This window comes from Portibacter lacus (genome assembly GCF_021533215.1).
Classification (GTDB): domain Bacteria; phylum Bacteroidota; class Bacteroidia; order Chitinophagales; family Saprospiraceae; genus Portibacter; species Portibacter lacus.
Genome location: NZ_JAJNKA010000002.1, coordinates 533,241 through 556,492, shown reverse-complemented (window position 1 = coordinate 556,492; position 23,252 = coordinate 533,241). Strand labels below are relative to the sequence as shown.

The following is a 23,252-nucleotide window of genomic DNA, read 5'->3' as shown; positions in this document are numbered from 1 at the left end:
TATCGCTTTCCGCGATGACATCTATAAATTAGTGGATTTTTCGTTGTTTATCAGGTAACGAAATTAATTTTTCGCTAACCAGCGGATAGATCTTTCATCTTCGATCTCTTCAATTCTATAAACAACTATAGCTTCGCAGGAAGTAAAGTCGAGAATTTTTTTGGTCGGATTATAGGACTTGATTCTTAAAAATCTGTTAATCCAAGGTAATCCATGCTTGACCATTATAATACCTGATTTTCCCAGAATTACTATCGTAATACATCATTCCTTCCTCTGGATTTAGAGGTTCAGCAGCAATGGGAATGAGTTTAAGCACATGACCTATTTCTACTGTTTTTGCTTCGAAGGTACAATATGCAGAACCAGGATCGGAAGCTGAATTAGAAGGACAAATTAAACAATCGATACTTCCAAGTTGATTTTGATATGTGCCAGCTGGGCATTGTTCACAAAATTCTGATCCAGTATTAGCTTGAGATGAACCAATTGGGCAAGGGATGCAAGAAGAAGCTCCTATTTGATCTTGATATTTTCCAGCCTCACAGGGAATACATGAAATAGCTCCTATTTGATCTTGATATTCTCCAGCTTCACAGGGAATACATGAAATAGCTCCTGATTGACTTTGGTATGTTCCAACAGGGCAGGGTATGCAAGAGGATTGTCCGGGGTCAGGTTGATATGTTCCTGGAGGACAAGCCTTACAGGAAGTCTGTCCCTTCACGTCTTGAAAGAATCCAGCTGGACATTCTAAGCATAAAGGAGAACCTTCTTGGGAAGTAAAGGTACCCAAAGGACAGTCTTTACAGATAGTTTGTCCAGTCTGATCTTGATATTTTCCTACTGGGCATAAAAGACATATATCTTGGGCGTATTCATTTTGAAAATAACCCACGTCACAAGGTATACAGGCGTCTCCATTAAGTGAAGCGGTACCAGGAGCGCATTCTTCACAGCCAAAGGGTGGATCTGGTTCTTCACCAGGATCGCAATCCTGAGAGATTAAGGAGATAGAATATAAACTAATACAAAGGACTATAAATAGGGTTTTCATAGAATTTGGTTTTGTTTAAATTTAAGGAATTAAGTTTAAAGTAAAGAATATAAGTGTGTTTGTGGATTGGAGAAGCTATGGAGCGGAGATCGATAAAGAATCTGGATGAGAAACTATAAGTTTTCCAGTAAAACAAAGTAAATTTCTAAATTCTGAACAAGCTCTTCCAGTATATCTAGATACATTTGTACCTTAGCGTGTCAAGTTTTACAAAGCTAATTGCACATGTCCGGTACAACCAACAAACAGTCTTATCTAGACGAACTAAATGATATTCAACGCCAAGCCGTAACGGCTATCGAAGGCCCAGTAATGGTGATTGCTGGTCCTGGTTCCGGAAAGACAAGAGTGCTAACATACCGAATTGCGCACTTGATAGAATCAGGTGTGATACCTTGGGAAATTCTAATATTGACCTTTACGAATAAGGCCGCAAGAGAAATGAAAGAGCGGATCAGTAAAGTGGTCGGAGAGAAAGCACAAAGAGTATGGGCAGGAACTTTTCACTCTATTTTTGCAAGAATGCTTCGTAAAGATGCACACCGCATCGGATATCCGAATGATTTCACGATTTATGATACCGATGATACGAATAGTGTCCTTTCAGAAATTATCAAGCAGATGAGCTTGGACCGAAAGCAGTATAATATTGCTGCGATTCGATCTAGAATCTCAATGGCGAAGTCTAATTTGATTACGCCGAAAGCCTACGCACTTAATGAGGATCTAATGTCTTATGATTCAATGAACAGAAGGCCGATGATTCACATTATTTACCAGAAATATGTTAATAAATGTCTTCGGTCTGGTGCGATGGATTTTGATGATCTTTTACTTCAGATGTTTAGGTTATTATATCAGAATCCAGATAATGTACTAGAACGATACAGGAAATCTTTCCAACATGTCATGGTGGATGAGTTTCAGGATACCAATTACCTACAATACCAGATCATAAAACTTTTAGTTCATTATCCTGGAAGTAAGGAAAATGTATGTATTGTGGGTGATGATGCGCAATCGATCTACTCTTTCCGGGGTGCTACAATTGAGAATATTCTTCAATTCGAGAACGACTTTCCAGATGTCCGAACTTTCAAATTGGAACAAAACTACAGGTCAACTCACCACATAGTCCAAGCTGCAAATCAAGTGATTTCTTTTAATGAGAAGCAGATTAAGAAGGAAATTTGGACGGACAAAGATGAGGGAGAAAAAATTAAGGTCGTAAAATGTATGACCGATAATGAAGAAGGAAGGCGAGTATCTGATGGCATTATTGAACAAAAAAACAGATACAATCTTTCTAACTCAGAAATTTCCATACTATATCGTACGAATGCGCAATCTAGGGTTTTCGAGGAGCATTTAAGACGTCAGAATATTCCATATAAAATCTACGGAGGTCTATCTTTTTATCAGAGAAAGGAAATCAAAGACATGATCGCCTATCTAAGACTTTCTGTTAATGAAAAAGACAACGAAGCCCTAAAAAGAGTAATCAATTATCCGAAAAGAGGAATAGGGAAAACCACTGTAGACAAGCTGGCTGAATTTGCTGACGAGCATGAAATCTCCATGTATGAAGCAATTCCTCAGATCAAACTTACCGGTCGTGCGAATAAATTAATGAGTGATTTCTTATTGCTTATACAAAGTTTCAGAGCGAAAGCGCAATCGATGAATGCCTATGAACTGGCGAATCATGTTTATAAGCAATCAGGGATAATGATGTTGCTAAAAGGCGATGATAGTATGGAAGGTGCTGGAAGAATGGAAAATGTAACAGCACTATTAGATGGTATAAATGAGTTTATCAACGACGATGAGATTCCAGAAGGGGAGGAAGCGGTTGTAGATAAAAGTATCGCTACTTACCTTCAAAGTATTGCTCTAATAACGGACTTTGACAAGGAAGAGGAGAGTGAAGATTTTGTTACTCTAATGTCTGCACACGCTGCGAAAGGACTTGAGTTTAAATCAGTATTCGTCGTAGGAATGGAAGAGAATCTCTTTCCATCTTTTATGTCGATGTCTGATCCTAAGCAAATAGATGAGGAACGAAGGTTGTTTTATGTGGCCATCACGAGAGCGGAGCAATACTTAACCTTAAGTTATGCGAATAGTAGATATCAGTACGGAAATATGCGTTTCAATGATCCATCGCGTTTCCTTGAAGAAATTTCTGCGGAAAATGTAGATTCCGCAATGCCTACTCACAATAATGAGCATAGTCATGAAGGTTTTGGAACGCCTAAGTTATTAGGAAACTTTAAGAAGCTTTCCCCTAAGACTGAAGCGATGCTTGCAATCGATCCATCCACTTTTAAGCCAAGTCCTAATCACACGATTAAGGAAGGGATGAAAGTAATGCACTTGAAATTTGGTGAGGGAGTTGTGAAGGCTATCGATGGAGAAAGAGATAATAAAGTAGCAAGTATCCACTTTAGCCAGTTAGATAGTCCTGAGCGAAGAATCATGCTTCGATTTGCTAAGCTTCAGATTCTAGATGACTAAAGATAAACATACCGATCTGATCAGAGCGAAAGCACATGACTTAGGTTTTTCATTCGTAGGAATTGCTAAGGCTGAAAAGATGGATGAAGAATCTCAAAGGTTAGAAGACTGGCTTAATAAGAATCATCATGGAGGCATGGCTTATATGGCTAATCACTTCGAACTTAGAACGGATCCGACGAAACTAGTTTCGGGAGCTAAGTCTGTAATTTCTTTGATGTATAATTATCATACGGACTTGAAACCTTTGGAATCTTCCTATAAGATTTCAACTTATGCATATGGAAGAGACTATCACAAAGTAGTCAGGAAAAAAATGAAGCAGTTACTTGCTTTTATTAGGGAAGAGATAGGAGAAATAGACGGCCGGGCTTTCGTAGATTCAGCACCGGTTCTAGAGCGAGACTGGGCGAAGCGCTCGGGCATGGGTTGGATTGGTAAAAACACATTGTTGATTAATCCTAAGGTAGGCTCTTATTACTTTCTTTCTGAAATCATATCAGACTTGGATTTAGTCAGCGACGAGCCGATAAAAGATTACTGTGGAACTTGTACCAAGTGTATAGATGCTTGCCCTACTGATGCGATATCAGAAAATGGTTATGTAGTAGATGGAAGTAAGTGTATTTCCTATTTGACCATTGAGTTAAAAGAAAACATACCTCTGCAATTCAAGGATCAAATGGAGGATTGGATCTTTGGCTGTGATATCTGTCAAGAAGTCTGTCCATGGAATCGATTTGCAGAGCGACATAACGAATCTGAATTCGAACCCAAGGCAGAATTACTTGAAATGACCAAGACTGACTGGCAAGAAATCACCGAAGAAGTATTCAACCATCTCTTCGAAGGCACACCTGTGAAGCGAACTAAATATGAAGGTCTACGAAGGAATATTAATTTCTCTTCGTAAATTTTTTGGGCTAATACTCAATACATTATGCCACGATGTCGTTTTTTATTTAAAGATAACATATTACAAAAATGAAAAGGAGAAGGGCTATAAAAAACATCTTGGTGAGCACAACTGGATTAAGTCTGACTTCATTAAATTTTGATTTTGCAGATATGGAGAAAAGAGCCATTCCATCTAGCGGGGAAATGATGCCAGTTGTAGGTATAGGAACTTGGCAAACATTTGACGTGGGTAATGATGTCAAAAAGCGGTTGGAACTCAAAAGGGTATTGACTGAAGTATACAAACAAGGTGGCAAATTCATAGATTGTTCTCCCATGTATGGAAGTTCAGAAGAATGCGTAGGAGACATAGCTTCCGAACTGAATTTTCAAGAAGATTTTTTTTATGCTACAAAAGTTTGGACTAGCGGCAGGCAGAATGGAATAGATCAAATGAATCAATCATTTCGGCTCATGAAAAGAGAGACTATGGATCTCATGCAAATACATAATCTTGTAGACTGGGAGATTCATGTGAAAATATTGAAAGAGTGGAAAGATGCAGGAAGAATTAAATACTGGGGAATAACACATTACACCGATAGATCTCATGATCAATTAGCACAAATTATAAAAGCAGAAAACCCTGATTTCGTTCAGTTTAATTACTCGATTAATGATAGACATGCTGAGCAAAAATTACTTGGTGTTGCAGCAGAGCATGGTACAGCAGTAGTTATTAATAGGCCATTTGGTGGAGGAGAACTTTTCAAGTGGGCGAAAGGCAAGAAATTACCAGAGTGGTGTAAAGATTATAGCATTAATTCTTGGGCCCAATTTTTTCTTAAATATATTCTTGCCGACCCTTCTGTAACTTGTGTTATACCCGGTACAGGTAAAGTAGAGCATGCTATAGACAATATGCAAGCAGGATATAATTTATCTGTGGGCAAAGATTTACAAAAAAAGCTATTGAAAACATTTATGGAAAAAAAATAAAGGGTACTTATTGAAATACCCTTTATTTGATCTGAAGGCTTAATCTATTGCTGTTTTACAAATTGGGCATCAATCACTAAGGTTACTTTATCTGAAACCACGATACTTCCAGCTTCGGTAACTACATTCCATTTCAATCCATATTCTTTTCTGCTGATATCTCCTGATATTTCAAATCCAGCTTTTGTGTTTCCATAAGGGTCTACAGCGGTGCCATTATAATCAACATTTAGGGTTACTTCTTTAGTTGTGTTTCGAATTGTAAGGTCTCCTACTAACTGATTTCCATCAAATGATTTTGATTTAAAAACGATTTGTGGGAATTCACCAGCATTGAAAAAGTCATCGGATTTAAGATGACCATCTCTGTCTTTATTCTTTGTGCTTATTGAATCTACGTCAATAGATACCGCTATCTGTGCATTTTGGAAATCATCAGAATCTGACTTTACTGTAGCATTGAAGGATTCAAAATGTCCTTTTACGGTTGAAATCATCATGTGCTTTACTTTAAATCCTACTTCCGAGTGGGTCGGATCTATTACCCATTTTGTTGTTGCTTCCATAATATTCGTATTAATTTAATTTTTGAATACTATGATAACAGTTGTAAACAACATTTGTTTACAACAAATAAAAATATTCTTAAGTTTTTTATTCCTTTGATGGCATATTAACTCCTGTAATACTAAATATAACAAGAGTTGATACGCCCTCGATATTTTCTATTTTCCTAATTAGAATGCAGACAATGCTATTTTCGAATTGTGAATTGCTTAGTAATTCTTTCTATGAATATTAAATATCATAAGTAATCGCTACATCCTTAGTTTGCGGTCTAGCTTGACATGTCAATATATATCCTTCCTCCACTTCTTCATCATCTAACGCAAGACAACTATCCATTGCAACTTCACCATTTGTAACTTTTGCCATACAAGAAGAGCATGCACCACTCGTACATGAATATGGAGGATCTAATTTCTTATCTAAGAGTGTGTCTAAGATGGTTTTTGTTCCATCCATTACCATATTATAATGCTCACCATTTAAGGTAACTTCTAGGTTGATCTTTCCATCTGGAGTAGTTGCTTCGGATCCTGAAACCGCTTTTCCTGCTGTTGCGAACAATTCTTTATGGATAAATTTTTTCTCAGTTCCATGCTTAATTAAAGCAGCTTCAACCGTCTCTACCATATTACCAGGTCCACATAAGTAGTATTGTCTCTCGAATTTCCTTCCTTTTAATTCCTTAAGAATTTGCTTCGTCATTCCACCATCTATTCTTCCAGATTTAGTCTTATCCTTTTTGAAAAGAGAAAATGACTTTTTATCTGATTTTTCTCGAGTGAAAATATGTTCTATTTCAAACTGGTCCTCGTACTTTTTAGAAATTTCATCAATTGTATCCTTGAAAATAGCACTTGAAGAATCCTTATTTCCGTAGAATAGGTAAACTTTACTCAGAGGTTCTTGCTCTAAAGCTGCCTTAATAATTGAAAATATAGGTGTAATTCCGCTTCCGGCAGCGAAGAATATAAGATCTCTTCTTTTATCACCATCGGGCTCGAAAATAAATCTTCCTTCTGGATGCATTATTTCTAAAGTGGAACCTGCTTCTATGTTATCACACAGATAATTAGAAACTTTTCCACCTTCTACTCTTTTCACAGTTACACCGAATTCCTCTTCTATCGGACTAGTAAAGATAGAATAAGAACGTCTTTCCTCGTGTCCATCGATCTCTAATTTAATCGTTATATATTGGCCTGCCTTGTATTCGAAATCATCAGATAAATCATCTGGAATATGGAAGTATATGCTCTTACTATCGGTTGTTTCCTCAACTATTTTTTGCACCTTTAAAGAACGAAATGTATTACTCATTGAATGTTATTTATTAATTTGGAGGCGTGAAGATACGAGACTTAAAATATTTGTTAGCTTACTTAATTCCTTTTTCAGCTTATTTAGCGTTGGAATTTTTAAACTATTGGAGTTTTAGTACCGTCATTCTTGCATTTGTAATCCTACCTGTGTCTGAAAGATTTATTAAATCTAACCATATAAATGATTCTCCAGAAGTAGAACAACAAAGAAAGTTGAATCGTTTATTTGATTGGATAATTTATTTAAATATTCCTATTGTTTATTTTTTGATTTTTAAAACAGTCGCTATTATCCAGACAGATATTTCTTGGGTTACTCAATTAGGTTTATTGTTAAATCTAGGAATTGTTATGGCAACGGCTGGGATTAATGTGGCTCATGAAATAGGGCATCGACCAGGAATATGGAACAAAATTGCATCAGGATTACTTTTGATTCCAAGCCTATATGGCCACTTTACTATTGAACATAATAACGGTCATCATAAATGGGTAGCAACTCCAGATGATCCAGTCACTGCAAAATATGGACAGTCGATTTATTCATATTGGGGTACAGCAGTATCTGGTGTCTTTACTAAAGCTTGGGAAATTTCATTCACCCAGATGAAAAGGGCAGGAAAGCCTCGGTTTCATTATTCGAATGAGCTCATTTGGATGATGTTAGCACAATTAGTATTGTTTACATCTTACTATTTAATAGGAGGACTACATGTATTCTTGTTTTGCTTAGTTGCAGCTGTTATCAGTTTTTCTCTTTTAGAATGTATCGATTATGTGGAGCATTATGGTCTTCAGCGAAAGAAATTAAAATCTGGAAAATATGAACGAGTTAATGAGCGTCATTCTTGGAATTCAGATCATGAGTTAGGTAGAATCTTTCTTTATGAATTAACGAGGCATACAGATCATCATTTGAATGCCAATAGAAAATATCAAATATTAAGAAATATAGAAAGTAGCCCTCAACTTCCTTATGGTTATCCTGGCTCTATATTACTGGCTTTAGTTCCACCCATGTGGTTTAAAGTTATGAACCCAAAAGTTAAAGCTTACAATAGCTAATGCAATTATCAATTATTATTCCTGCTTACAACGAGGGACCGACTATTCATAAGATTTTGGATAAAGTTTTGAAGGTCAATTTATTAGGTGATCTTACAAAAGAGATTATAGTAGTTAACGATGCTTCATCTGACGATACGTACTCGAAGGTAGAAACTTACATCAAGGAACATCCTGAACATAATATTAATTTGTTTTCACATGATATTAATAAAGGAAAAGGCGCTGCACTACATACTGGAATTAGTAAAGTGACTGGTGATTTCGTTATTATTCAAGACGCAGATCTAGAGTATGATCCGGAAGAGTTTAATATGCTACTATTACCGATACTTGAAGGTCATGCTGATGTTGTGTATGGTTCGAGATTTATGGGTGGTAAGCCTCATCGAATCCTTTTTTACTGGCATTCTATCGGTAATAAATTTCTGACTTCCTTGTCTAATATGTTTACGAATCTAAATTTGACAGATATGGAAACGTGTTATAAAATGTGGAAGAGAGAAACGATACAGTCTATACAATTAAAGGAACGACGCTTTGGTTTTGAGCCAGAAGTTACGGCAAAAGTATCGAGAATTCCTAAGATTAGGATTTATGAAGTAGGAATATCATATTATGGTCGTTCTTATGAAGATGGCAAGAAAATAGGCTGGAGAGATGGCTTTAGAGCCATTTGGTGCATTCTGAAGTATAATATCTGGTCAAAATAAAAAATGCGGCTACTCACTTTAATTTGTGTATTAGAAAATACAATTTAATTATGTTTATGTGAGCAACCGCTAACCTCTAAAATTTGCGTTTATAGTTCTTTTTTATTATTGATATTGTCAAAGAATGCTTGCATTTGCTTGCCTGCTGCTTTCTGTCCTCCTAGTCCAAATGAAAGAGCAAAAGCTACTGCAAGTGCACCTAAAGTAAGGCCAAATGTTAAATTGACAATAGATTGAGCTATACCCATAGTATGAAGTCCAAATGCTAAGAATATTCCAAGTATGGCAAATCTTGCAACCGGCGCTAGGTAGTTGCTATATGTTCCACTATTCAATGCTTTATAAGCTATTCCAGAGATATAATAACCTACCATTAGGATAATGATACCAAAGAATATTTTTCCTGAGATAAAGAATATTTTGCCAAAAATGATTTGAATACTTTCCATCTCTAACTTATCAGCAGCAGCCATAAGTCCAGCGAATAGAATAAAGTATAAAGCAATATTTCCGATTATTTTTGAAACAGAATAATCACCGATTACTTTTTTCAAACCCATCTTTTCAGCAATGGATTCTATTCCTAGATTCCTAAGAAGCTCTGTAAGAATTCCTACTACATATTTACCGATTACATAGAATACGACAAGAATAATGACCGCAGCAATAATCTTAGGAACTGCAGAAAGTAATGATCTTAGCATTTCTGTTGCTGGATCAGAGATTGCATTCATTTTTAAAGTATCCAATGCAACAATAAGGATCGGAATAAAAATAAGAATGAAAACAACTTGCTTTACTAAATTTGCTAAGCTGAATGACTCGGAGTTAATTCCATATTTCGCACCAACTCTTTCTAATCTTTCAGAAATTACTCCGGTAGCTTCAGATACAAGTTTACTAATAATGTAACCTGCGAAAGCGATAATTCCCGCAGCAATGATGTTCGGAACATATCCTAAGAAACTAGAAACCATTTCCTCTAATGGCTGAAGTACACTTGTAACACCTAAGATATTCAGTGCAATAATTAAAGTATATATGACAACTAAGTAGTAGAATAGTTTGGCAATAAATTGATCAGCTCTTACTGTCATTTTCAATTTAGCATTAAGTTTTTCATCGATTTTAGTTTTCGATAAGAGCTTAATAACAATTTTCTTAACGATTCTCGCAAGGAAGAATCCTATAATTAGTACAAGTATTGCTCCTAAAACGGTTGGAAGAAGTGTTCCGAATCTATCGGATAATGAAGAAGTAAGCTGATTCAAATAGTCCATATCTAGATTGTTTTGTTTGACCTTAAGACTAGGTGAATGCTTTAAGTCACAAACTTTAACATTTGAGAATGAACTAGATAGACCAAACGATGAGTAGAATTCCGAAAATAGTAAGTGCAATTCCAGCGATTCGATTAATCCATAGCATGTGAGTACTTGTAAGTTTTTTTCGCAATAATTGAGCGAGTAAAACTTTTAAAGAATCGGTAATAATGATTACAACTAAAATGCTGCCTAAGAAAGCTATGCTATTCCATCCAGTGGTATTTCTAGCTAAGACATAAGTGGAAATAACAGAGATCCAAAATATAAAAGTAAATGGATTAATAGTGTTGATTAGGAAGCCTTTAGTGAAATGACCTAGATAACCTTTTACACCCTTAATCTCATCTGCAGAAAACTCTTTCAATTTGCTGAAAATAGAATAAAGTCCGAAGCTAATTAATACAATTCCACCCAAAATACCCATTGATAATTGAAAATATTCGCCATTTATGATATGAGTTATTCTGTGAACGAATTCATAAGTCAAAACAATAAAAAGGAGATCTGAAACCCATATACCTAAACCTACAGAAAGACCTGCTTTGTAACCTTTCTCAATCGAACTCTGAGTAAGTGCGATAAAGATAGGACCTAATAAAATAGATAAGGTAAGTCCCATTAGGATGCCCTCTATTACGTATTGCATTGTGGAAAGATAATAATTTCCTAATGATACACAGACACAATTATCGTCCGTGCCCCACCATAATTCCTAAATTCACACAAATAGATACCTTGCCAAGTTCCTAAATTAAGCTGTCCATTAGTAATGGGAATATTAATATCTGAACCGGTTAGTGCTGCCTTGATGTGAGCAGGCATATCATCTGGACCTTCTATCGTATGCGTTAAACCAGGTAGGTTTTCGTCTACAATTTCATTGTAATATCTTTCAAAATCTACTCTTACGCTAGGATCTGCATTTTCATTGATCGTAATCGCTGCGGAAGTGTGCTTAATGAAAATGTTCAGAATACCAGCTTTGGGAAGGCGACCAATTTGTCTTAGGACTTCTTCTGTAATTAAATGAAAACCGCGCTGTCTTGACGCTAATTTAATCTGGTATTGATCTACCATAATGACTTATTTCCTATTTCTGGACATGGAATTGTACCAAAGTAATAAACTAAACCTACACCGAACATGGTATAAGTATCTTTATCTCTAGAATTTCCTCGCTGTCTTCCTAGTTCTCCGATTTTTTCACCTACACTTCTGTCGGAAAGTTCTGCTGCAATGTCACCTCTTCTAGCTCTTAGAGAAGTTGCATTCGGATAGGTGCCGCTGACATCGTCTAAGTAATCTGTAAATAACCTTTTTAATGCAATTTCTATGTTGAAACTCCAGTCTCTATTAAGATCCCACTTGAATCCCCCACCTAAGACAACCCCTCCATTGATTATTCCATATTCTTCCCCGACGGCTTGGCCCTCTGTCCCTAAAGGTCTTAATGCGTGCCATTCGTCATCTAGCTTTGCTCGTGGATTAAAATATAGGATATTAATTCCTCCTAATAAATATGGAGTGAAGAAGTATTCCTTACTTCCATGAATATAGGGGAAGAAGTTGAACTCCATTTGGGCTGTGAAGTCAACTAGATCAGTCCTAAAACTTAAGTTTCTTCTATTCTCGAATGAATTTGGGGAATCTTGATCATCGCCATAAAGAAAAGTATAATTCAGGCCCATCTTAGAGTTAATCCGATTATTCCAGTTGTATCTGGCTATAACACCAGCGGCGGGACCTATTTCGGTAAAATCGAAATTAGTATTAAGATCACCGAAATAATTACTTATTCCGATCCATGGGCCTAACTCCCATCCTTTCTGTGCATTACTTAGCGTAGACACAAAACAACATGCTATTATTAGTATATTTTTCAGCTTCACTCGGTTAAAACGGAAGTGCTTAACCAATTATTTCATGTGGAATGGTTATATTTCGGTAACAAAATTGCAAAAGTTTACACTAATATATGGGTAAGGAGTTTTTAGATGATGAAAGATTAGTGGAATGTATACAGATGGGTGGGTCCGAACGTAAGAAAGCGTTGGCCCAAATCTTTCATTCACCAGGCCTAAAACAACGAGTAATCAACTACGTGGTTTATAATGGAGGGTCAGTGGATGAAGGGGAAGGAGTATTTACCGAATGTATTCTAATCGTTGATAAAAACGTGAGGCATGAAAAATATAAAGGTCATTCAACTTTAGTTACTTATACCTACGGAGTGGCTAAAAATTACTGGGCTAATAAGAGAAGATTAGTGAAGAAAAAATTAGTGGAGCTTGATAAAGGTTATAACGACCTCTCTGATTACCAAAATCCAGAGTTGATATTTATTGAGAAAGAGCTAGCAACAAAGTTAAATCATATCTTAAGCTTATTGACTAAGAAATGTCAAACCGTCCTGAAATTGTGGAGCAATGATGTAAGTTATGAGGAGATAGGGAAGGAACTTGAAATTGAAAAAACAGCTAGTCTGAGAAAGCTGAAATACGATTGCCAGCAGAAATTAAAAGAAGCGTTGCTTCAGAACACATCGTTGATACCAAATTATTATAATGCTGAATCAAGAAGATAAAGAATCCATAGCTGATAAAGTAAGCGAGGCTGCTTTTGAATTAGAAATTTCTAATAGTACTAGAGCATTTCTGAATGGGTTAGATGCTGAGCAATCTGAACCAAAGAGAAAAAGAATATTCTACCTAGCTGGAATTGCTGCAAGTTTATTGATCCTCATCGTCTCTGTCGTAACCATTAATCTCAGTCATAATGATGGTGCTATTGCTGATGAATTTGGTATTAATAAACAGATAGCTAGAAATGGAAATAATATTTCTGATGATAACTTTACGAGTGCAGTAAGAGCTTATTACAAAGGAGATTATACAGAAGCCAATTCATGGTTGTCGAAGTCTGACGATTCTGAAGGTAATATTTCTGAATATAAAGATTGGTTAAGGCTTTTAATTGCCTTGAAAACAATGGGAAGTAAGTCTGAAACGTTTAATAATCAATTAGATAGCATTTTAGAGAATGAACAACACGAGTTTTACAGACAAGCTGTTTTTATGAAAAAGGATTTAGATTTGTTTTGGAGAAAATTTCTGATCGATTAATACCTCCATATGGTAATTAGCTTCGGTGGCGAGCTTAAGATTTCTGAGTTAAAAAATTGTTAAAGAAAATTACCATAAAAACAACCAGGAATCCTTGGCGTTTATGATGTATAAATTAACAGGATGAAAGATTTATTAAAGATATTTTTAGCTGGATTAGTAGGTGGTTTGGTCGTGTTAGGCGGGATTAAATTTACTGAAGATAATCGTGATTTAGATCAGCAATCATTTGCAAAGGTGGTGAATATGAAACCTTCTTTAGTAAGTGCCGTTCCTCAAGTTGATTTTGTAGAAGCTTCTGAAAAATCAATGGAAGTGGTGGTGCATATTTCTGCTGAAGAGAGTGAAGTACTTGCGCAAGAAAGACTGCAAGAACAAAGGCAAAATAGAAGATCGCCACTAGATGGCTTCTTTAGTTTCGAAGATATTTTTGGCGGAGGATCTGGTTTTTACAGGCAGAAAGGCTCTGGTTCAGGAGTAATCATTGCTGATAATGGATACATTGTTACGAATAACCACGTGGTTGCTTTTGCTGATAATATAAAGGTGACGCTTCATGATGGTAGAGAATACCAAGCCATCAAAATTGGAACTGATCCGAGTACAGATTTAGCAGTGATTAAAATAGAAGAAAGAGAACTACCGGTTTTGAAGTTAGCAGATTCGGATAAGAGTAGAGTAGGAGAGTGGGTCCTTGCAGTTGGAAATCCATTTGATTATTTAACATCTACGGTGACCGCAGGAATAATTAGTGCTAAAGGAAGAGATATTGATATTATAAAAGGTCAGAAATCAATAGAAGAATTTATTCAGACTGATGCCGCAATCAACCCAGGTAATTCAGGTGGTGCCTTAGTGAATGAAAGAGGTGAGCTACTTGGGATTAATACGGCGATTGCCACACCGACAGGTACTTATGCCGGTTATTCATTCGCAATTCCATCGAACCTAATGAAGGTGATTGTAGATGAAATAATTGAAACGGGAGATATAGAAAGAGCAAATCTTGGAGTCGCTGGATATGACATAGATGAGGAATTCGCAAAGGAAAATGATATAAAAGTGAATAGCGGATTTTACGTTGCGGAAATAGTTAATGGAAGCGCAGCTCAATTTTCAGGAATTCTAGAAGGTGATATCATTACAGGATTAGACAACAAGAAGATTAATAATTTTGATGACCTTAAAGATGCGATGAAATTCGCGAAAGTAGGTGATTCTATTAAGGTTAAGGTCAATAGAAATGGTGGTGAAAAGACATTTAACATTAGATTAAAGAAAGGTTTGTAACAAAATGTGCTTTTCTGATGTTATATAAGTATAAAGATATATAAAAATAAAGTTGGTTTTTCGTTTTGTTTTGATGCGTCTGCTCTTCCCAGGAGCAGGCGTTTTTTTATACAATTTCACGAAATTGACTAACTTTCGTGTATGTTCGGCAAATTATTTCCATTTTTTAATGCAATTTACCCAGAGTTATGCATAGCCTGTGATGAGGAACATCCAGTTGAGAATTCATGTTTCTGTATAAATTGCATGTTGGAATTGCCTTTCACTAATTTTCATTTAGAGCCAGATAATGCAGTTGAGAAATTTTTTTGGGGTCGGTTAGCTGTTGAAAGAGGAACGTCGATGTTCTATTTTCAAAAAGGGGAATTGGTTCAAGAAATGATTCATAGATTGAAGTATAAAAATGAAGGTTTTATAGGCAAATTGTTGGGATTGAAATTTGGAGAGATTCTAATGGAATCAGATTTCTTAAAAGATATTGATTTTATCGTACCAGTACCGATTCATAAATCGAAAAGAAATGTTAGGAATTATAATCAATGTGCATTAATAGCTGACGGTATTTCTAAGATTACTGGAATTCCGTATGTAGAAAACGTGCTGATTAAGCATAATAAAACAGCTTCACAAACTAACAAAACTAGGGAACAGCGTATAGACAATCTGAAGCATACTTTCCGTGTGGAAAACCCTGAAAAACTCGCAGGTCAGCATGTTTTATTATTAGATGATATTTTAACAACAGGTGCTACGTTAGAAGCCGCGGGATCTTTAATTGTTGATTTCAATTGTAGAATTAGTATTGCAGTATTAGCTGTTGGAAAATATTAGAGATATGCATAGGTGGGCTGTTAATGTTTATTTTTTAGTGAATGGGTTTGTATTTGCCAATTGGGCTGCTAGAATTCCAGCTTTGCAGTCACTATTTGACCTAAATAATAAAGAAACAGGATTTATACTTCTAGCACATTCCGTGGGTGCTTTTATAGCAATGCCAATTACAGGTAGCTTAATATCTAAGTATACCAGCAGAAAAGTTGCTATGGTTTCGGCAGTAATATTTCCATTTTTCTTTCAAGCCATTCCTTGGATGAATAGCTTCTTCACGCTGCTTTTCCCTTTTTTGTTCATGGGTTTCTTTGCGGGGATGATGGATGTATCTATGAATGCTCAGGCTGTGGAAGTTGAGAAATATAAGAAGAAGCCTATTATGACAACCTTCCATGCATTCTTTAGTATCGGGATGATGTTAGGTGGATTCTTAAGTAGCTATATAATCAGTAACGAAATTCAAGTTTCAAATCATTTTGGTCTTGTATTTATGATCGTAGTTGTATTGATCATTCTTTTTTCATTTTATTTATTCCCTGACGAGCCAGTAAAAGAAGAAAAAAAAATGCCTTGGATCGTTATTCCAAAGGGTCCTATACTTTGGTTAGGTATCATAGCGTTTTGCAGCATGCTGGGAGAAGGAGCTATTTCTGATTGGAGTGCTGTTTATCTGAAAGAGGTAATTAATGCTCCAGCTTACTTATATGCAATCGGAATTACTGCCTTTGCTGCTACGATGACAGCAGGGAGGCTGCTGGGAGATACCGGTCGCCAATTTATAGGAGATCGTATGATGCTAGTTCTCGGTTCTGTACTAGCTATTATAGGGATGGGATTTGTATTATGTTTTCACAATCCATATTTAGTTATCATTGGCTTTGGTTTAGTGGGACTTGGTACGGCTAATATTGTACCGATCATTTATAGTTTATCAGGTTCAATGCCTGGAATAAATCCTGGAGTTGGAATTGCAATGGCAACAACGGTGGGTTATAGTGGGTTTATGTTTGGTCCAGCGGTCATTGGTTTTATAGCGGATGCATATAGCTTAAGAGCAGCATTATTACTGATTGTTATTTTATTTGTGCTTATGTTATTCATCATAAGGAGCGTCAAGATTTAGATTGAAAATCTGAAATAAAAAATAATCTTAGACATCATCCTTATCTTTTTAATCGATATAACTATATTCCATTATATTATAATTCTGAAGAATGAGGATTTTATTAATCACTATACTATCATGTTTTTTATTTTCTACCAATGCGCAAGTTTTTGTTCAGTTGGAAATTTTTAATGATCCGAAGGCACTTAAGTACGCTGTAGGTGACCAGATAACCTATCAGGTCAATTATAATCCTGGAGTTTGGAACAAAGGAAAGATTGAGAAGATTCTGGTAGATGAAAATACCCTTTTATTGAATAATGAGATTTTGCAAATAGAACATGTTACAGATTTTATGTTGTTTCGAAATTCAGTTCAATACTTAGGAGGTACGGTTCAGACATTTGGTGTGGTATGGTTGGTTCAAGGAGCGCTTGCTGCAACTTTTGGTGAGAACACTTCCTGGACACGGGTTTTATCTATAGGAGGAGGTTCATTTGTTGGTGGCTGGCTTTTCAGAAAACTGTTTTACAAGATTCCCGTTAAGATAAATGATAAAAACCGATTAAGGATTATAGATACAAGGTTTACGCTTCCGGAGAAGTCTTAAGGTATTCGATCGCTTCCGCATATCCATCTAAACCTTTTCCGACAATGGTATGAACACAGACAGGCTTAATGTAAGAATGATGCCTGAATACTTCTCTCTCGTATACATTAGAAATATGCACTTCTACGACTGGTGCCTTTATTCCACTTATTGCATCTGCCAAGGCGATAGAAGTATGGGTATAAGCACCAGCATTAATGATGATCCCACATGGTGAAAATCCAATATCGTGAAGGTAGTCTAAGAGAGCACCTTCATGATTGGATTGAAAATAATACAATTCGTCGTCAGGGAATTGTGCTTTTAATTCTTCGAAATAACTTTCAAAATCTTTACTTCCGTAAATTCCAGGTTCCCTGCGCCCTAACAAATTTAAGTTAGGACCGTTCATTATATGTATGTGCATCTAGATCGCGTTCTCAGAGATGAATTTTAATCGTACGATTTCTATTTCTTCTCTTGTTATGTCTTCATCATCTATTTCTTTAATAGCTGCTTCTACGTCATCTGATTCAGCTTCTCCGAAATAGTCTTCTATTTCTTCGACAATTTCTTCATCTATATTGTCATCTATATAATAATCAAGGTTTAACTTAGTTCCTGATGATACAATGATGTACATTTCTTGAAGCAAATCATCTAAAGATAGTTTCACAGAATCAGCAATTTCTTCAAGGTGAAATTTCTTGTCAATTCCTTGGATGATACTAACTTTATCTCTTGATTTATTAGCGACTTGTTTTACAACAAAATCTTGTGGTCGTTCTATGTTATTTTCTTCTACGTAGTCTTTTATCAATTCAATAAAAGGCTTACCATAACGTTTTGCTTTACCGAGACTTACACCTGAAATGTTTATCATATCATCCATGGAAATCGGATAATGCGTTGCCATTTCGATCAGTGAAGGATCGAAGAATATAACCCAAGGCTTAACGCTTTGCTTTTTCGCTTCACGTAGTCTGAGCTCTTTCAGCATCTTTAGCAATTCATCATCAAGAGCGCCACCGCCACTTGTATTAACTACAGTTTCGTCTTGTAACTCTTCGTAGTCGTGGTTAATTGGAATTTTGATATCCGTCGGAGAAGCAATGAATTTGCGTCCTTTTTCAGAGATTTTTAATACTCCATATTCTTCTACTTCCTTAAATGCTAAATCATTCAGCAACGCTTGTCTAAACAAAGAGTATATGAATATCTCTTCTTTATCTTTAAGTGCTCCGAAGAATTTCCGACCATCATATCTGAAATCTTTTAGCTCCTTAGTTGCTCTACCTAGTGCGAACTCAACTAGAAGTTTTAGAGTATGTTTTTCATTTAATTCATCGATAATCTGAAGTGCTATTTGCATTTCATCCTTAACCATAATCTTTGGTTTCGGGTTTTTACAATTATCGCATAGATCATCACATTGATCGGCTTCAAATTCTTCACCAAAATAGTGTAATAGGAATGTTCTTCTGCAAGCTCCTGTCTCACAAAAAGCGATGATCTCCTCTAATAATTGAGCACCCATTTCCCTTTCTGCAACTGGCTTATCTCGTAAGAATTTTTCGAGCTTACTTATATCTTTGTAAGAGTAATAAGCGATGCAATGACTTGGCAATCCATCTCTTCCTGCTCTTCCTGTTTCTTGATAGTAATTTTCTATACTTTTTGCAATATCGTAGTGGATTACAAAGCGCACATCTGGCTTATCTATTCCCATTCCGAAAGCTATCGTAGCGCATATTACATCGATTTCTTCCATAAGGAAGTTATCTTGAACTTGCGACCTAGTCTTAGCGTCTAATCCAGCGTGATAAGGAGAAGCTTTCACACCATTTATTCTTAAAACTTGTGCTATTTCTTCCGTAGATTTCCTCGATTGGACATATATAATACCTGATTTACCAGCCATGCTTTTAACAGTCTGGACGATACTTTTTATCGTTTTCTCTTTAGTGCTTTTCGGCCTTATTTCGTAAAAGAGATTATCTCTGTTAAAAGAAGAGACATAAGTATGCGGATTTTCCATTCCTAAGATCTTCACAATATCTGTTTGGACTTTAGGAGTAGCGGTTGCGGTTAATGCGATTATCGGAATATTAGAGCCGATAGAATCGATCATTACTTTAATTCTTCTATACTCAGGACGGAAGTCATGTCCCCATTCAGAGATACAGTGAGCTTCATCTACTGCAACAAATGAAATATTAACATTCTTGAAGAATTCAATATTTTCATCTTTAGTTAGTGTTTCAGGTGCAATAAAAAGCATTTTAGTGTTCCCTGCAACGATATCTTCTTTTACTTCTTTTATCTGTGTTTTATTCAAAGATGAGTTCAGAAAATGAGCAATATTATCTTCTTTACTATATCCGCGAATGGAATCGACTTGGTTCTTCATTAATGCTATTAATGGAGAAATAATAAGTGCTGTTCCTTCCATCATTAATGCAGGTAATTGGTAGCATAAAGACTTACCGCCACCAGTAGGCATAATAACAAAAGTATCTTCTTGATCTAAAACACTCTGTATGATTTTTTCTTGGGTATCTTTAAATGCATCGAAACCAAAATATTTTTGCAGGGCTTCATTCAAATCCACACTCTGTACTAGCATAATTATGTGTTAATAAACGATGATTAATCAATAAAAAACTGATTTGAAAGGGATAAATTTTATTCTCATAATGGTTATTAAATATACTCCTTTTTAACCAATTTTAGTATCTAATGGTTAATAAAAAACGGTTGTCAATTGGACTTTTTGCTATTTTTTATCAACATATGACTAGATTCTGTTATTATGACGAATATCAATACCTTTGTCACAATATTATTTAAAATAAGTTGATGGAAAAAGACATTCTAAAAATTGCGAAAGACACGATTTTTGAAGAATCAAGGACGCTTGAAGATCTGGGGCAATCATTAGATCAACATTTTGTTTTTATCGTAGAGTTACTTTTCAAGTGTAAAGGTAGAATTATAATTACTGGTATTGGGAAAAGTGCGTTGATCGCACAGAAAATTGTTGCGACACTTAATTCGACAGGTAGCCCTGCTATTTATATGCATGCCGGTGATGCAGCACATGGAGATTTAGGCATGGTTCGAAAAGAAGATATTCTGATTTGTCTTTCAAAAAGTGGACAGACCGCTGAATTACAACTCATCGTTCCATTGGTTAAGTTGCAAGGAACTACAGTGATTGGAATTTGCTCTGAACCAAAATGTTTTTTGACGGAATCTTGTGATCACCATTTAATTATTCCATTAGGCAGTGAAGCGAGTCCTAATAATCTGATTCCGACATCAAGTACCACGGCACAACTGGCATTAGGTGATGCAATAGCAGTTTGCTTACTTTCATTGCGCGGGTTTTCTAATAAAGAGTTTGCAAGTTTGCATCCAGGTGGATCTATCGGTAAGCAGTTATTTGTGAAAGTGGAAGAACTATACTTAAAGAATGAAAAACCAGTTATCCATCCTGATGCTAGTATTCGGGAAACCATTATCGAAATGACCAGTAAGAGATTAGGTGCGACGGTTATTTGTGAAGACAATAAGATCTTGGGAATTATAACGGATGGTGATTTAAGGAGAATGCTGCAGTCTATGAAAGACATCAGCCATCTTACTGCTAAAGACATCATGACAGTTTCGCCATATACCATCGAATCTGATGTATTAGCTTATGAGGCATTTACTAAAATGAGAGCTCATAGTATTTCACACATCATTATTAGCGATCATGGAGATTATAAGGGAATTATACATATCCATGATTTTATAAGAGAGGGTTTTCTGTAGGTCAATCATAAGATGATTTATTAGATGTGATACTCCTAAAGCTGATCAAAGAAATTGGCAAAAAAAAAGCTAGACAGGTTAGTGTCTAGCTTTTTTTATATATGAGAATTTTTTTAAGCTTTATAACCTTGGACAAGTATAGAAACTTCATCTCTTAAAACTTCTATGAAGCCATTCGCAATTGAAAAAGAAACGAGTGTTCCATCTTCAGCTTTTATTTTCACGTTTCCTTCTTTTAAAGAAGATACAATTGCAGCGTGGCCTTTTCTTACTTCAAATTCTCCGGATGTTCCGGGAACTTTTACAGAAGCTACGGCTCCATTATATACTTCCTTTCCAGGCGTTAATACTGTTAAATTCATAATTAGTTATTCGCTTCAGCTAATAATTTTTTACCTTTTTCGATCGCATCATCGATAGATCCAACTAAGTTGAATGCTGCTTCTGGATACTGATCAACTTCTCCGTTCAATATCATTTTGAAACCTCTGATTGTTTCTTCGATAGGAACGAATACACCTTTCAATCCAGTAAATTGCTCTGCAACGTGGAATGGTTGAGATAAGAATCTCTGAACTCTTCTTGCTCTGTGTACAACTTGCTTGTCTTCATCTGAAAGCTCTTCCATACCAAGAATTGCAATAATATCTTGTAATTCATTGTATCGCTGAAGAATCATTTTCACATCCTGTGCAGTATTATAGTGCTCTTCTCCGATAATCGCTGGATCTAATATTCTAGAAGTTGAATCCAATGGATCCACTGCAGGATAAATACCTAAAGAAGCAATTTTTCTATTTAATACTGTTGTTGCATCCAAGTGAGAGAATGTCGTCGCTGGCGCTGGATCCGTTAAATCATCCGCAGGTACATATACCGCTTGAACTGATGTAATAGAACCTCTTTTTGTTGATGTAATTCTTTCTTGCATTAATCCCATCTCTGTTGCAAGTGTTGGTTGGTAACCTACTGCCGATGGCATTCTTCCTAATAAAGCTGATACCTCAGAACCTGCTTGTGTAAAACGGAAGATATTATCAATAAAGAATAAGATATCTTTTCCACCTGTAGGATCGTTCATATCTCCATCTCTATAGTATTCAGCGATAGTTAATCCTGAAAGTGCAACTCTTGCTCGTGCTCCTGGAGGCTCATTCATCTGACCGAATACGAATGTCGCTTTCGAAGTCTTTAGCTTTTCTTTATCTACTTTAGATAGGTCCCATCCTCCTTCTTCCATAGAGTGCATGAAATCTTCACCGTAGTTGATGATACCAGCCTCTAACATCTCTCTCATTAAATCGTTTCCTTCTCTCGTTCTTTCTCCTACACCTGCGAATACAGAAATACCATCATATCCTTTAGCGATATTATTAATCAACTCTTGGATCAATACTGTTTTTCCTACTCCGGCTCCTCCGAATAAACCAATCTTTCCACCTTTTGAGTATGGTTCGATTAAGTCGATTACTTTAATTCCTGTGAAAAGAACTTCAGATTCTGTAGATAGATCTTCGAATCTTGGTGGATTTCTGTGAATAGGATAAGAGTTTTCTTTTGAAACTCTTCCAAGTCCATCGATAGGCTCTCCTACAACATTAAACAATCTACCTTTAATTTCTTCACCTACTGGCATTGCAATTGGCTTTCCTGTATCAATTACATCTTCGCCTCTTGTAAGTCCATCGGTAGCATCCATCGCAATAGCTCTTACACTATCTTCTCCTAAGTGTTTCTGACACTCTAAAATTAGATCATCCATTCCTGGACGTTTGATTACTAATGCATTCAATATCTCAGGAAGCACTGCTCCTTCACCCACGAAACTAACGTCTACAACAGGTCCAATAATTTGATTTACTTTGCCAATATTCGCCATTTTTTATTTACTTGTGATTTTATTAAAAACAATAGGCCTCTCAAAAACGCTGCAAAGATAATGCTTTAGTCTCATAGAGACGACTAAAAATGAACAAAATTTCCATCAATTTTGGATATTTTGATCTAAGCAAGTTTGCAGAATTTAATTTCTAT

General features: G+C 35.9%; 23 protein-coding genes. 12 read left to right on the top strand and 11 right to left on the bottom strand.

Annotation, left to right across the window (positions count from 1 at the left end; translation table 11 throughout):
- Positions 1-196 precede the first annotated feature (196 nt).
- A complete protein-coding gene (locus L2586_RS04785) occupies positions 197-1,057 on the bottom strand; it encodes a hypothetical protein (protein ID WP_235291651.1) in 861 nt (286 codons plus the stop codon).
- Between the two features lie 225 nt (positions 1,058-1,282).
- On the opposite strand from L2586_RS04785, the gene L2586_RS04780 reads away from it, so the two are divergent.
- From L2586_RS04780 to L2586_RS04770, 3 genes are all read left to right on the top strand, one after another.
- Positions 1,283-3,574, top strand: coding sequence for an ATP-dependent helicase (locus L2586_RS04780; protein ID WP_235291650.1), 2,292 nt, complete (start codon positions 1,283-1,285; stop codon positions 3,572-3,574).
- Positions 3,567-4,487, top strand: coding sequence for a tRNA epoxyqueuosine(34) reductase QueG (gene queG / locus L2586_RS04775; RefSeq protein WP_235291649.1), 921 nt, complete (start codon positions 3,567-3,569; stop codon positions 4,485-4,487). Before L2586_RS04780 ends, queG begins: the two co-directional genes overlap by 8 nt.
- 71 nt (positions 4,488-4,558) lie before the next feature.
- Entirely contained in the window at positions 4,559-5,470 is a 912-nt protein-coding gene (locus tag L2586_RS04770; RefSeq protein ID WP_235291648.1) for an aldo/keto reductase, read from the top strand.
- Between the two features lie 44 nt (positions 5,471-5,514).
- On the opposite strand, the gene L2586_RS04765 is transcribed toward L2586_RS04770, so the two are convergent.
- Both L2586_RS04765 and L2586_RS04760 read right to left on the bottom strand, forming a co-directional pair.
- Positions 5,515-6,036, bottom strand: a complete 522-nt coding sequence (locus L2586_RS04765; protein ID WP_235291647.1) for a YceI family protein — start codon at positions 6,034-6,036, stop codon at positions 5,515-5,517.
- A gap of 232 nt (positions 6,037-6,268) precedes the next feature.
- Entirely contained in the window at positions 6,269-7,357 is a 1,089-nt protein-coding gene (locus tag L2586_RS04760; RefSeq protein WP_235291646.1) for a ferredoxin--NADP reductase, read from the bottom strand.
- A 26-nt stretch (positions 7,358-7,383) separates the two neighbouring features.
- Here L2586_RS04760 and L2586_RS04755 point away from each other — a divergent pair, with 26 nt between their 5' ends.
- Positions 7,384-8,424, top strand: a complete 1,041-nt coding sequence (locus L2586_RS04755) for an alkane 1-monooxygenase (RefSeq protein ID WP_235291645.1) — start codon at positions 7,384-7,386, stop codon at positions 8,422-8,424.
- Positions 8,424-9,137: a glycosyltransferase family 2 protein gene (locus L2586_RS04750; protein ID WP_235291644.1), complete on the top strand. Its 714-nt coding sequence runs from the start codon at positions 8,424-8,426 to the stop codon at positions 9,135-9,137. Before L2586_RS04755 ends, L2586_RS04750 begins: the two co-directional genes overlap by 1 nt.
- Before the next feature lie 89 nt (positions 9,138-9,226).
- On the opposite strand, the gene L2586_RS04745 is transcribed toward L2586_RS04750, so the two are convergent.
- From L2586_RS04745 to porG, 4 genes are all read right to left on the bottom strand, one after another.
- Entirely contained in the window at positions 9,227-10,417 is a 1,191-nt protein-coding gene (locus tag L2586_RS04745) for a mechanosensitive ion channel (protein WP_235291643.1), read from the bottom strand.
- A gap of 73 nt (positions 10,418-10,490) precedes the next feature.
- The gene (locus L2586_RS04740) at positions 10,491-11,108 is read right to left on the bottom strand and encodes a LysE family translocator (protein WP_235291642.1); all 618 of its coding nucleotides are present in this window, start codon (positions 11,106-11,108) and stop codon (positions 10,491-10,493) included.
- Between the two features lie 20 nt (positions 11,109-11,128).
- Positions 11,129-11,539 carry a secondary thiamine-phosphate synthase enzyme YjbQ gene (locus tag L2586_RS04735; protein ID WP_235291641.1) on the bottom strand — a complete coding sequence of 137 codons (411 nt, stop codon included), beginning with the start codon at positions 11,537-11,539 and terminating at the stop codon, positions 11,129-11,131.
- Positions 11,533-12,351 carry a type IX secretion system protein PorG gene (porG, locus tag L2586_RS04730; protein ID WP_284284361.1) on the bottom strand — a complete coding sequence of 273 codons (819 nt, stop codon included), beginning with the start codon at positions 12,349-12,351 and terminating at the stop codon, positions 11,533-11,535. The genes L2586_RS04735 and porG overlap by 7 nt, the downstream gene beginning before the upstream one ends.
- An 86-nt stretch (positions 12,352-12,437) precedes the next feature.
- Here porG and L2586_RS04725 point away from each other — a divergent pair, with 86 nt between their 5' ends.
- From L2586_RS04725 to L2586_RS04700, 6 genes are all read left to right on the top strand, one after another.
- Entirely contained in the window at positions 12,438-13,046 is a 609-nt protein-coding gene (locus tag L2586_RS04725) for an RNA polymerase sigma factor (protein ID WP_235291639.1), read from the top strand.
- Entirely contained in the window at positions 13,027-13,584 is a 558-nt protein-coding gene (locus L2586_RS04720) for a hypothetical protein (protein WP_235291638.1), read from the top strand. The genes L2586_RS04725 and L2586_RS04720 overlap by 20 nt, the downstream gene beginning before the upstream one ends.
- Before the next feature lie 123 nt (positions 13,585-13,707).
- Positions 13,708-14,874, top strand: a complete 1,167-nt coding sequence (locus L2586_RS04715; protein WP_235291637.1) for a S1C family serine protease — start codon at positions 13,708-13,710, stop codon at positions 14,872-14,874.
- Between the two features lie 141 nt (positions 14,875-15,015).
- On the top strand, positions 15,016-15,705 hold the full coding sequence (locus tag L2586_RS04710) for a ComF family protein (RefSeq protein ID WP_235291636.1): 690 nt from the start codon (positions 15,016-15,018) through the stop codon (positions 15,703-15,705).
- Positions 15,706-15,709: 4 nt separating this feature from the next.
- Complete coding sequence (locus L2586_RS04705; RefSeq protein ID WP_235291635.1) at positions 15,710-16,828, top strand: MFS transporter; 1,119 nt, start codon at positions 15,710-15,712, stop codon at positions 16,826-16,828.
- Positions 16,829-16,919: 91 nt separating this feature from the next.
- Positions 16,920-17,420 (top strand): hypothetical protein, encoded by a 501-nt coding sequence (locus L2586_RS04700; RefSeq protein WP_235291634.1) that lies wholly within the window; start codon positions 16,920-16,922, stop codon positions 17,418-17,420.
- Here L2586_RS04700 and L2586_RS04695 read toward each other — a convergent pair.
- Positions 17,398-17,826, bottom strand: coding sequence for a type II 3-dehydroquinate dehydratase (locus L2586_RS04695; RefSeq protein ID WP_235291633.1), 429 nt, complete (start codon positions 17,824-17,826; stop codon positions 17,398-17,400). The genes L2586_RS04700 and L2586_RS04695 overlap by 23 nt on opposite strands.
- Positions 17,827-20,025, bottom strand: coding sequence for a RecQ family ATP-dependent DNA helicase (locus L2586_RS04690; RefSeq protein ID WP_235291632.1), 2,199 nt, complete (start codon positions 20,023-20,025; stop codon positions 17,827-17,829).
- A 233-nt stretch (positions 20,026-20,258) separates the two neighbouring features.
- On the opposite strand from L2586_RS04690, the gene L2586_RS04685 reads away from it, so the two are divergent.
- The gene (locus tag L2586_RS04685; RefSeq protein ID WP_235291631.1) at positions 20,259-21,218 is read left to right on the top strand and encodes a KpsF/GutQ family sugar-phosphate isomerase; all 960 of its coding nucleotides are present in this window, start codon (positions 20,259-20,261) and stop codon (positions 21,216-21,218) included.
- A 113-nt stretch (positions 21,219-21,331) separates the two neighbouring features.
- Here L2586_RS04685 and atpC read toward each other — a convergent pair whose 3' ends face one another.
- Together atpC and atpD are read right to left on the bottom strand one after the other, a co-directional pair.
- Positions 21,332-21,580 (bottom strand): ATP synthase F1 subunit epsilon, encoded by a 249-nt coding sequence (gene atpC / locus L2586_RS04680; RefSeq protein WP_235291630.1) that lies wholly within the window; start codon positions 21,578-21,580, stop codon positions 21,332-21,334.
- A gap of 2 nt (positions 21,581-21,582) precedes the next feature.
- Positions 21,583-23,097, bottom strand: a complete 1,515-nt coding sequence (gene atpD / locus L2586_RS04675) for a F0F1 ATP synthase subunit beta (RefSeq protein ID WP_235291629.1) — start codon at positions 23,095-23,097, stop codon at positions 21,583-21,585.
- Positions 23,098-23,252 lie beyond the last annotated feature (155 nt).

Excerpts from the sequence above, each read along its gene's own strand:
- L2586_RS04710 (WP_235291636.1), top strand. The coding sequence starts at position 15,016 with ATGTTCGGCAAATTATTTCCATTTTTTAATGCAATTTACCCAGAGTTA.
- L2586_RS04785 (WP_235291651.1), bottom strand. The coding sequence starts at position 1,057 with ATGAAAACCCTATTTATAGTCCTTTGTATTAGTTTATATTCTATCTCC.
- L2586_RS04690 (WP_235291632.1), bottom strand. The coding sequence starts at position 20,025 with ATGCTAGTACAGAGTGTGGATTTGAATGAAGCCCTGCAAAAATATTTT.
- L2586_RS04715 (WP_235291637.1), top strand. The coding sequence starts at position 13,708 with ATGAAAGATTTATTAAAGATATTTTTAGCTGGATTAGTAGGTGGTTTG.
- L2586_RS04700 (WP_235291634.1), top strand. The coding sequence starts at position 16,920 with ATGAGGATTTTATTAATCACTATACTATCATGTTTTTTATTTTCTACC.
- queG (WP_235291649.1), top strand. The coding sequence starts at position 3,567 with ATGACTAAAGATAAACATACCGATCTGATCAGAGCGAAAGCACATGAC.
- L2586_RS04760 (WP_235291646.1), bottom strand. The coding sequence starts at position 7,357 with ATGAGTAATACATTTCGTTCTTTAAAGGTGCAAAAAATAGTTGAGGAA.
- L2586_RS04705 (WP_235291635.1), top strand. The coding sequence starts at position 15,710 with ATGCATAGGTGGGCTGTTAATGTTTATTTTTTAGTGAATGGGTTTGTA.
- L2586_RS04765 (WP_235291647.1), bottom strand. The coding sequence starts at position 6,036 with ATGGAAGCAACAACAAAATGGGTAATAGATCCGACCCACTCGGAAGTA.
- L2586_RS04740 (WP_235291642.1), bottom strand. The coding sequence starts at position 11,108 with ATGCAATACGTAATAGAGGGCATCCTAATGGGACTTACCTTATCTATT.
- L2586_RS04780 (WP_235291650.1), top strand. The coding sequence starts at position 1,283 with ATGTCCGGTACAACCAACAAACAGTCTTATCTAGACGAACTAAATGAT.
- L2586_RS04685 (WP_235291631.1), top strand. The coding sequence starts at position 20,259 with ATGGAAAAAGACATTCTAAAAATTGCGAAAGACACGATTTTTGAAGAA.
- L2586_RS04735 (WP_235291641.1), bottom strand. The coding sequence starts at position 11,539 with ATGGTAGATCAATACCAGATTAAATTAGCGTCAAGACAGCGCGGTTTT.
- L2586_RS04750 (WP_235291644.1), top strand. The coding sequence starts at position 8,424 with ATGCAATTATCAATTATTATTCCTGCTTACAACGAGGGACCGACTATT.
- L2586_RS04725 (WP_235291639.1), top strand. The coding sequence starts at position 12,438 with ATGGGTAAGGAGTTTTTAGATGATGAAAGATTAGTGGAATGTATACAG.
- atpC (WP_235291630.1), bottom strand. The coding sequence starts at position 21,580 with ATGAATTTAACAGTATTAACGCCTGGAAAGGAAGTATATAATGGAGCC.
- L2586_RS04720 (WP_235291638.1), top strand. The coding sequence starts at position 13,027 with ATGCTGAATCAAGAAGATAAAGAATCCATAGCTGATAAAGTAAGCGAG.
- L2586_RS04770 (WP_235291648.1), top strand. The coding sequence starts at position 4,559 with ATGAAAAGGAGAAGGGCTATAAAAAACATCTTGGTGAGCACAACTGGA.
- atpD (WP_235291629.1), bottom strand. The coding sequence starts at position 23,097 with ATGGCGAATATTGGCAAAGTAAATCAAATTATTGGACCTGTTGTAGAC.
- L2586_RS04695 (WP_235291633.1), bottom strand. The coding sequence starts at position 17,826 with ATGCACATACATATAATGAACGGTCCTAACTTAAATTTGTTAGGGCGC.
- L2586_RS04745 (WP_235291643.1), bottom strand. The coding sequence starts at position 10,417 with ATGGACTATTTGAATCAGCTTACTTCTTCATTATCCGATAGATTCGGA.